We start from the raw sequence: 8464 nt of genomic DNA, 5'->3' as shown, positions 1-8464 counted from the left end.
CCGCCCTGCACCCGGCAGCTGACGCTCGACGCCCAGCAGGCCCGCGACGCGATCGCAAGCGCGGCTGCCACCGCCGCGACCGAGACACCGGCAACGCCGCTGATCGTCCGCGACATGCTCAAGCGCGCGGGATGCCGGCTGACTGAATGAGTAGCCGCTCAGGCCGCGTTCGCCGCGAAGGCTGCGCCGAGGGTGCGCAGCGCCTGCCGCGTCCGCGCGTCCGACAGCTTCGAGTGCAGCATGACGTCGCGCGACGGCAATGGCGGCAGGCCAAGCCGGGGCCCGAGATCGACGGTATCTGCCGGTGCCACCCGGCGCGCCAACGCGGCGACCGCGAGCCCTGCGGAGATCGCGGCCCCGATCGTCGCAAGCCCGCCACCGACGAACGCCTCGGTCCAGGCGATACCGGCGCCGTCGAGAACTTCGACGGCCATGGCGCGCACGCTGCACGGCTCGGCCTGCGTGGCGAGCCGCAACGGCTCGCCCGGCCGATGGTGAAAATCGGGCGTCGCCATCCAGCCAAAGGGTTCGTCGAACAGCACGTCGCCATCGCGGCGCTTGGCGTCGTGGCGTAGCGCGATTGCAGCATCGAGCTTGCCGTCGTCGAATGCGCTGAGCACCGCGCGCGACGTGTCGACGTGCAACTGGATCACCAGGCCGGGATCGGTGGCGTTCATCCGCTTCAACAGCGAGGCCAGCTCCGTTCCGACGATGTGGTGGCTGATGCCGACGACCAACCGCCGATGCTCGACCGCAAACGACCCGATCGCCGATTGATGCGCGGCAACCAGATTACGCGCCGCACCGAGAAAGGCCGCACCTTCGGCGGACAGCCGGACCAGCCGCGGCGTGCGCTCCAGCAGCCGCCGGCCGAGCCCGTCTTCCAGCCGCCTGATCTTCAAACTGACCGCCGACTGCGTGGTCTCCATGACCTGCGCCGCACGTGTGAAGCTGCTGAGGTCGGCAACCAAGACAAAGGCCTGCACCGCCTCGACGTCGAGTGCCTTCATGGCCATTCATTTAAATTGGTAATCATTGAAATACGGTATCATACCGTTTTTCAATGATCAACGAGCCCCTAGGATCGGCTGAACGCAACGATCGCCAGGAGAGCCGCCATCATGCCCTTGACCCGTGTCTCGCTGCGGCGGGGCAAGCCCGCCGCCTACCGCAAGGCCATTCTCGACAGCCTTTATCGCGCCATGCGCGAGACCTTCGATGTGCCGGAAGGCGATCGCTTCATGACGGTCTCCGAGCACGATGAGAACGATTTCATCTATGGCGCGGACTACATCGGTATCAGGCGCAGCGATGATCTGGTCATCATTCAGATCACCGTCAGCAACACCCGCCCGGTGGCGCAGAAGCAGGCACTCTATCGCCGGATCGCCGAACTGCTGACGGAGGGCCCGGGCCTGCGCACTGAAGACATCTTCATCAACCTCGTCGAGGTGCTCCCCGAGAACTGGTCGTTCGGCAACGGTGAGGCGCAGTACGTCCGATGACCGCCACAACGATCCTCTCGCCGCGCATGCGCGGCATCAAGGCATCGCCCGCCTCGGTGCTGCGCCGCCGGGCCCGCGAACTGCGCGCCGCCGGGCGCGATATCATCGAGCTGTCGTCGGGCAATCTGGACTTCCCGACACCGGATCATGTGATCGCCGCGGCGCATGACGCGGCCTTGCGCGGCAAAACCCGCTACACCGATGTCGACGGCACGCCGGAGCTGAAGCGGGCGGTGCGGGCCGCGCTGCTGCGCGACCATCATCTCGACTATCGGCTGGACGAGATCGTCATCACCAACGGCTCGACGCAGGCGCTGTTCAATGCACTGCTGGCAACGTTGGCGCCTGGCGACGAGGCGATCATCCCCGCCCCCTATTGGGCGCCGTATCTCGATCAGGTGCGGCTGGCGGGCGGCACGCCCGTGGTCGTGCCGTGCGCACAGAACAACGGCTTCAAGCTGCGCGCGGAGGATTTGCAGACAGCGATATCGCCGCGAACGCGCTGGATAGTGCTCAACAATCCGGTCAATCCGTCCGGTGCGTTGTATTCGCGTGAAGGTCTGTCCGAGATCGCCGCGGTCCTGTTGCGGCATCCGGACATCTGGGTACTTGCCGACGGGCTCTACGAGCACATCGTCTTCAACGGCACGCATGCGCCGACGCTTGCGGAGATCGAGCCGCGCCTGAAGCCGCGGACATTGACCGTCAGCGGCCTCGCCAAGAGCTACGCCATGATGGGATGGCGGATCGGCTATGCCGCCGGACCAGCGGCGCTGATCCGCGCGATGATCGCGATCCAGTCGCAGACCACGTCGGGTGCATCGTCGATCAGCCAGGCCGCCGCGGTCGCCGCGCTCGATGGTGCGCAGGATGTGCTGACGGAACGCGCCGCCATCCTTCGCGCGCGGCGCGATCGCTTTGCCGAACTGCTGAATGAATGCGCCGGGCTGTCCTGCGTGCCGCCGGAAGGCACGTTCTATCTGCTGGTCAATTGCGCCGGCGTGATCGGCAAGCGTGCGCCCGACGGCAAGGTGATCGCGACCGACCGCGATTTCTCCGCCTACTTGCTCGAGCAGGCCGACGTGGTGGTGTTTCCCGGCGAGGATCTCGGGCTGTCGCCCTATATCCGCGTCAGCTTCGCCAACCCGCCGGCGACCATCGAGGAGGCCGCAAGGCGATTGAAGCGCGCCTGCGACGCCCTGCAATGACGCCTCACGCACAGAGCCGGCGCCTGGCGCTAACAGCGCATCTGCTCGGACTTGGAACGGGCGTGACTGTCATCGTCAGCCTCGTGCCCGCGACGCTGGCGCTGCTGCGGGCACTGACCTGAAGAGAACTCGGGCGCGTACTCATAAATCCGCCATGCCGGCTCTACCTCCCTAAAACCGGACATCGCCGGGTGACCACGGCGTGTCGGTATTGGGGCCACGAGCAGAAGTCGTCTCAGATCGGGTAGCGCCATTTCAGGGCGCGCCGCACGAAGAAGGCCGCGACAAGCACGACGACCCACGCGGCAAGATACGCAATGAGGGCCCAACGATGGTGAGGCAAGTACGGTGAGCCGAACATAAGTACGAGGATTGCCAAGAGAATTGCAATCCACGCATAGGCCAGCGGAGAGCGGTATATCCCCGTTGGCTTAAGTTCCAACGATCGTTCGTGGCTACGCTTGGCACGAAGGAGGAAGTACACAAACGGGCCGACAAAGAGCAGAAGTGCGAGCCAATTCATGCAGCTGGATTACCACAGAGACACTAAGCATTTCTGATTGGGGCACGAAAAATTAGGCACGACCGACCCGACATCCGCTTTGGGTCAAAGTGCGACAGTTAGGCCCGATCTCAGTAAGGTCCGGTATGTACCCCACAGCGGGCTCTCGGGTGCTTTGGTCGCGAAGGGCCATTTTCGGACTTACGCCGCACAGCAAATCGCGTTACTTCAGAAGCCCCGTACGTGACAGATCGCCCACGCCGTGCCCTAATCCGCAGCGGCATAGGCAGGCCGTCCCAAGGGGAATCGCGATGATCGAGTCATTGCCCAGCCGCACCGCACTGGTGGCGTCGCTCATGAGAGCGCTGCATTCGCGCTCCGACCCGTTTCCTCTTCTGGACGACCCCTGGGGCGATCGACTCGTTTTCGAATCCGAACGCGAAAGGATGACTGAGCGGATATTGGCCCGCATGGATTCGGACACACGTGCCCGCGCCTTGCGGACTCCCGCTACAGTGCTGGACGAGTTCCTGCTGAACAACACAGCCTTTCCTGGAGTGGTGATCCGCTCGCGCTATGCAGAGGATGCGCTGCGGGACGCGACAACAAGGGGCATAAGTCAGTATGTCCTGATCGGCGCCGGATTGGACAGCTTCTCGCTTCGCCGTCCCGCTTTTTCCGACGCGCTGACGATCTTCGAAATAGACCATCCGGCGACGCAGACCATGAAGATCCAACGCATTCAGCAATGCGGCATGTCGCTTCCGCCGTCCGTGCATTTCATCGCCGCCGATCTCGCAAATGAGGATCTGGTGTCAGTTTTGGCTCGCTCTCCGTTCCGTATGGGCGAGAAAGCATTCTTCTCGTGGCTCGGCGTGACGGTGTACCTGACGCGCGACGCCAATCTGGCAACCTTGCGTGCAGTGGCAACCTGCGGAGCTCCGGGGAGCGAACTTGTGTTCACTTACGTCGACCAAGCCGAGTTCGCCCCGGACGCATCGCGATCACCCCACCGCGAGAATGCCAGGGCGGTAGCGCAAATCGGCGAACCTTGGATTTCAGGATTCAATCCCGATGAAATTGGGAACGATCTCGCCGGTGTCGGGCTTGAGCTGGTTGAAGATCTGGACGGAAAGGCAATTTGGGGACGCTACCAGGGAGCAAACACGACGCTCCGACAGCCTTCTGCCGGCTTGCACATAGCACTGGCGCGCGTGGGTGCGGGAGAGCGCGTTGGCGAACGCCGTTGAGCAGAGCACTGATGTCGGTTTCGGGTCATTCTCGACCGATTTCAACGTGGATCCGCGATATCCGCTTATTCTCCGGAAGCGGACATCGGACCGCTGGCGTTATGAGTACGCGCCCCAGTGACTAAAGCCGCAAATACTCCCTCTCCCGCTACGGCCACGTTCCGTAGCCCGCGGGGTGAGGCGCGCCGCACTATTTCTGAATAATAGAATAGTGCCGCTGATTTGCCCGACGTGTCAAGCCGGCACGCCGCCGGCTCCTTTGCATGGGGTTGTTTTCGATATTTTGGCAGCGCGCCGCCGCGGAGGCAGGCTGTCACATATGGCAGCCCACATTCCATGGTTCGCCCGGCCTGTCCCGGCCAAGACGACGTGGACCTGTCAGCTGCAGAATCTCGTACGATTATCGCGTCGGGATCGGCTTGTCGCCGCGATAGTCGTAGAAGCCGCGCTGGCTCTTGCGTCCGAGCCAACCGGCTTCGACATACTTCACCAGCAGCGGACACGGCCGGTACTTGGAGTCGGCCAGCCCCTCATGCAGCACCTGCATGATCGACAGGCAGGTGTCGAGGCCGATGAAATCGGCGAGCTCGAGCGGGCCCATCGGATGGTGCGCGCCGAGCTTCATCGCGGCATCGATCGCCTCGACGTTACCGACGCCTTCATACAGCGTGTAGATCGCCTCGTTGATCATCGGCAGCAGGATGCGGTTGACGATGAAGGCGGGGAAATCTTCCGAGACCGCGACCTGCTTGCCGAGCTTGGCCACGAACGCCTTGGCAGTGTCGAAGGTCGTGTCGTCGGTGGCGATGCCGCGGATCAGTTCGACGAGCTCCATCGCCGGCACCGGATTCATGAAGTGAATGCCGATGAACTTCTCCGGGCGGTCGGTCGAGGCGGCGAGCCTTGTGATCGAGATCGACGACGAGTTGGTCGCGACGATCGCTTCCGGCTTCAGCACCGTGCAGACGTCGTGGAAGATCTTGCGCTTGGTCTCTTCCTTCTCGACCGCGGTCTCGATCACCAGATCGCAATCGGCCAGCGCATCGATCGACTCAGCAGAGGCGATGCGGTCGAGTGCCTGCTTGCGCTCGCTTTCGCTGATCGCCTTCTTGGCGACCTGGCGGGTCAGATTGCCGTTGATGGTCGCCAGCGCCGACTTCAGCCGGTCGCCGGACACGTCATTGAGCACCACGTCGAAACCGGCCAGCGCCGCCACATGGGCAATGCCATTGCCCATCTGGCCCGAACCGATCACGCCGACCTTTTTGATTGCCACCGTCATCTTGTCATCCACCGGAACGGCGCGCATGTCGCGCCTGCCCAATTCCAACGATACCCGAAGTGAAGCCTTCCGGGTTGCCCAATCCGCCGGAAAACGTTTCCCGGGACCATGATGTGATGACAGGTCATCACACCCCGATCCCATCTCCCCTAACGAGCATGATCCTTTCGGAAAAACGTTTCCGGATCATTGCCTCGAAAATAGTAACACCGGCTGGAGCTTACCTATCCAGCCGGTGTCTTGTCGCTTACTTTCCGAGCTTGCCGAGCGCTTCGGTGAGCTCTGGAACCGCCTGGTAGAGGTCGGCGACCAGGCCGTAATCGGCGACCTGGAAGATCGGCGCGTCTTCATCCTTGTTGATGGCGACGATCACCTTGGAGTCCTTCATGCCGGCCAGGTGCTGGATCGCGCCGGAGATGCCGACCGCGACATAGAGTTCCGGGGCCACCACCTTGCCGGTCTGGCCGACCTGCCAGTCGTTCGGAGCATAGCCGGCATCGACCGCGGCGCGCGAGGCGCCGACGCCGGCGCCGAGCTTGTCGGCCAGCGGCTCGATGTACTTGGCGAAGTTCTCGCGGCTCTGCATGGCGCGGCCACCCGAGACGATGATCTTGGCCGAGGTCAGTTCCGGACGGTCGCTCTTGGCGACTTCCTCGCCGACGAACGACGACAGGCCCGGATCGGCGGCCGATGCGGCGTTCTCGATCGCCGCGCTGCCGCCTTCGCCGGCGGCGGCGAAGGTCGAGGTGCGGACCGTGATCACCTTCTTGGCGTCCTTCGACTTCACGGTCTGGATCGCGTTGCCGGCATAGATCGGCCGCTCGAACGTGTCGGGCGCGACGACCTTGACGATCTCGGAGACCTGCATGACGTCGAGCAGCGCGGCGACGCGCGGCATCACGTTCTTGAAGCGCGAGGTCGCGGGCGCGACGAAGGCATCATAGTTCGGCGCCAGCGCGACGATCAGCGCAGCCAGCGGCTCGGCGAGGTCGTGCTCATAGGCGGGGCCTTCGGCAACCAGCACCTTGGTGACGCCGGCAAGCTTGGCGGCGGCTTCCGCCGCCGCCTTGGTGCCCTGGCCGCCACCGGCGACCAGCACATGCACGTCGCCGCCGAGCTGGCTCGCCGCGGTCAGCGCCTTGTTGGTCGAGTCCTTCAGGGTCTCGTGGTCGTGTTCGGCAATCAACAGCGTCGTCATCAGAGAACCCCGGCTTCGGTCTTGAGCTTGTTCACGAGTTCGGCGACGTCCTTGACCTTGACGCCCGCCTTGCGGCCTGCCGGTTCCGCGGTCTTCAGCACTTCCAGACGCGGCGTCACATCGACGCCGTAGTCGGCGACGCTCTTGTCGTCGATCGGCTTCTTCTTCGCCTTCATGATGTTGGGCAGCGATGCATAGCGCGGCTCGTTGAGGCGGAGGTCGGTGGTGACGATCGCCGGGCCCTTCAGCTTGATGGTCTGCAGGCCACCGTCGACTTCGCGCGTGACCTTGAAGTCACTTCCTTCGACCTCGAGCTTCGAGGCGAAGGTCGCCTGCGACCAGCCGAGCAGCGCGGCCAGCATCTGGCCGGTCTGGTTCGAATCGTCGTCGATCGCCTGCTTGCCGAGAATGACGAGACCGGGCTGCTCCGCGTCGACCACCGCCTTCAGGATCTTGGCGACGGCGAGCGGTTCGACATTGCCTTCGGCCTTGACCAGGATGCCGCGGTCGGCGCCCATCGCAAGCGCGGTGCGGATGGTCTCGGAGGCCTGCGCCGGTCCGATCGACACCACCACCACTTCGGTCGCCTTGCCGGCTTCCTTCAGCCGCAGCGCTTCCTCGACGGCGATCTCGTCGAACGGGTTCATCGACATCTTGACGTTGGCGAGCTCCACGCCCGTCCCGTCGCTCTTGACGCGGACCTTGACGTTGTAGTCGACGACCCGCTTTACCGGCACAAGAACCTTCATCGATCCTCTTTCGCTTTGATTTTATGGGTTTCGGTTGGCTGGCGCGGAACCTAAAGGTCCCGTTTCCCCCGGTCAACGCGCCAAAGCCAAAAAACCGTCACCCGGTTTTGAACCAGTTTAGCGGTTTTGACCCGGCACCCACAACACGTCTCCCGCCCCCTTATTATTCTGGAAGCGGCTGGCAACGAACAGGAAATCCGACAGGCGGTTCATATACTGGATGCCAGCGGCATTGACGGGCTCGTCGGGCCGGGCGGCGAGTTCCACCATCATCCGTTCCGCGCGGCGACATATCGTCCGGGCGAGATGCAGATATGCAGATGCGGGCGTCCCGCCGGGCAGCACGAACGAGGTCAGCGGCGCAAGCTGGTCGTTCAGGCCGTCGATGTCGCGCTCGAGCCCTTCGACCTGGCTTGCCAGCACCCGCAGGCGCTCCGCCTTGCCCTCGCGCTCGGGCACCGCAAGGTCGGCGCCAAGATCGAACAGATCGTTCTGGATCCGGCCGAGCATCGCATCGACCTCAGGGCTATCTGCGAGGTGCAGCCGCACCACGCCGATCGCGGCATTGGTCTCGTCGACGGTGCCATAGGCGGCAACCCGCAGATCGTATTTCGGCCGCCGCTCGCCGGAGCCGAGCGCAGTGGTGCCGTCATCGCCGGTGCGCGTGTAGATCCGATTGAGAACGACCATGGCTAGCTCCGGTGTTCGAGTCCACCTCTCCCAAAGGGAGAGGTCGCGAGCATCTTGCGAGCGGGTGGAGGGGTCACAGT

Annotated in this window: 10 protein-coding genes; 4 read left to right on the top strand and 6 right to left on the bottom strand. The window is 63.7% G+C overall.

The genetic code is table 11. The features are described 5' to 3' along the window. Positions 1-158 precede the first annotated feature (158 nt). A complete protein-coding gene (locus H8A92_RS26265; protein ID WP_229198446.1) occupies positions 159-1016 on the bottom strand; it encodes a LysR family transcriptional regulator in 858 nt (285 codons plus the stop codon). A gap of 105 nt (positions 1017-1121) precedes the next feature. On the opposite strand from H8A92_RS26265, the gene H8A92_RS26260 reads away from it, so the two are divergent. Genes H8A92_RS26260 through H8A92_RS40850 form a run of 3 tightly spaced genes read left to right on the top strand, consistent with a single transcriptional unit; the run spans position 1122 to position 2835 of the window. After that, complete coding sequence (locus H8A92_RS26260; protein ID WP_229198445.1) at positions 1122-1505, top strand: tautomerase family protein; 384 nt, start codon at positions 1122-1124, stop codon at positions 1503-1505. Then, positions 1502-2713 (top strand): pyridoxal phosphate-dependent aminotransferase, encoded by a 1212-nt coding sequence (locus tag H8A92_RS26255; protein WP_229198444.1) that lies wholly within the window; start codon positions 1502-1504, stop codon positions 2711-2713. Before H8A92_RS26260 ends, H8A92_RS26255 begins: the two co-directional genes overlap by 4 nt. Next, positions 2710-2835, top strand: a complete 126-nt coding sequence (locus tag H8A92_RS40850) for a hypothetical protein (RefSeq protein ID WP_274613469.1) — start codon at positions 2710-2712, stop codon at positions 2833-2835. Before H8A92_RS26255 ends, H8A92_RS40850 begins: the two co-directional genes overlap by 4 nt. Positions 2836-2948: 113 nt before the next feature. On the opposite strand, the gene H8A92_RS26250 is transcribed toward H8A92_RS40850, so the two are convergent. Further along, entirely contained in the window at positions 2949-3236 is a 288-nt protein-coding gene (locus H8A92_RS26250; protein ID WP_229198443.1) for a hypothetical protein, read from the bottom strand. Positions 3237-3526: 290 nt separating this feature from the next. Here H8A92_RS26250 and H8A92_RS26245 point away from each other — a divergent pair, with 290 nt between their 5' ends. Then, positions 3527-4465, top strand: coding sequence for a class I SAM-dependent methyltransferase (locus H8A92_RS26245; protein ID WP_229198442.1), 939 nt, complete (start codon positions 3527-3529; stop codon positions 4463-4465). 400 nt (positions 4466-4865) lie between these two features. Here the strand turns inward: H8A92_RS26245 and H8A92_RS26240 are convergent, their stop codons facing one another. The 4 genes from H8A92_RS26240 to H8A92_RS26225 form a co-directional block, all read right to left on the bottom strand. Beyond that, complete coding sequence (locus H8A92_RS26240; protein ID WP_229198441.1) at positions 4866-5747, bottom strand: 3-hydroxybutyryl-CoA dehydrogenase; 882 nt, start codon at positions 5745-5747, stop codon at positions 4866-4868. A 247-nt stretch (positions 5748-5994) separates the two neighbouring features. Further along, complete coding sequence (locus tag H8A92_RS26235) at positions 5995-6945, bottom strand: electron transfer flavoprotein subunit alpha/FixB family protein (RefSeq protein ID WP_229198440.1); 951 nt, start codon at positions 6943-6945, stop codon at positions 5995-5997. Further along, a complete protein-coding gene (locus H8A92_RS26230; protein ID WP_229182560.1) occupies positions 6945-7694 on the bottom strand; it encodes an electron transfer flavoprotein subunit beta/FixA family protein in 750 nt (249 codons plus the stop codon). Before H8A92_RS26230 ends, H8A92_RS26235 begins: the two co-directional genes overlap by 1 nt. A gap of 117 nt (positions 7695-7811) precedes the next feature. After that, on the bottom strand, positions 7812-8384 hold the full coding sequence (locus H8A92_RS26225; RefSeq protein WP_229198439.1) for a cob(I)yrinic acid a,c-diamide adenosyltransferase: 573 nt from the start codon (positions 8382-8384) through the stop codon (positions 7812-7814). Positions 8385-8464: the final 80 nt, after the last annotated feature.

The sequence above is a fragment of the Bradyrhizobium acaciae genome, assembly GCF_020889785.1.
GTDB lineage: Bacteria > Pseudomonadota > Alphaproteobacteria > Rhizobiales > Xanthobacteraceae > Bradyrhizobium > Bradyrhizobium acaciae.
Note: the sequence above shows the minus strand (reverse complement) of the source record. Positions and strands in the feature narration are given on the sequence as shown.

What these genes read in the sequence shown, in the direction of transcription:
- H8A92_RS26225 (WP_229198439.1), bottom strand. Translation starts at nt 8,384, where the DNA reads ATGGTCGTTCTCAATCGGATCTACACGCGCACCGGCGATGACGGCACC.
- H8A92_RS26265 (WP_229198446.1), bottom strand. Translation starts at nt 1,016, where the DNA reads ATGGCCATGAAGGCACTCGACGTCGAGGCGGTGCAGGCCTTTGTCTTG.
- H8A92_RS40850 (WP_274613469.1), top strand. Translation starts at nt 2,710, where the DNA reads ATGACGCCTCACGCACAGAGCCGGCGCCTGGCGCTAACAGCGCATCTG.
- H8A92_RS26245 (WP_229198442.1), top strand. Translation starts at nt 3,527, where the DNA reads ATGATCGAGTCATTGCCCAGCCGCACCGCACTGGTGGCGTCGCTCATG.
- H8A92_RS26255 (WP_229198444.1), top strand. Translation starts at nt 1,502, where the DNA reads ATGACCGCCACAACGATCCTCTCGCCGCGCATGCGCGGCATCAAGGCA.
- H8A92_RS26240 (WP_229198441.1), bottom strand. Translation starts at nt 5,747, where the DNA reads ATGACGGTGGCAATCAAAAAGGTCGGCGTGATCGGTTCGGGCCAGATG.
- H8A92_RS26250 (WP_229198443.1), bottom strand. Translation starts at nt 3,236, where the DNA reads ATGAATTGGCTCGCACTTCTGCTCTTTGTCGGCCCGTTTGTGTACTTC.
- H8A92_RS26230 (WP_229182560.1), bottom strand. Translation starts at nt 7,694, where the DNA reads ATGAAGGTTCTTGTGCCGGTAAAGCGGGTCGTCGACTACAACGTCAAG.
- H8A92_RS26260 (WP_229198445.1), top strand. Translation starts at nt 1,122, where the DNA reads ATGCCCTTGACCCGTGTCTCGCTGCGGCGGGGCAAGCCCGCCGCCTAC.
- H8A92_RS26235 (WP_229198440.1), bottom strand. Translation starts at nt 6,945, where the DNA reads ATGACGACGCTGTTGATTGCCGAACACGACCACGAGACCCTGAAGGAC.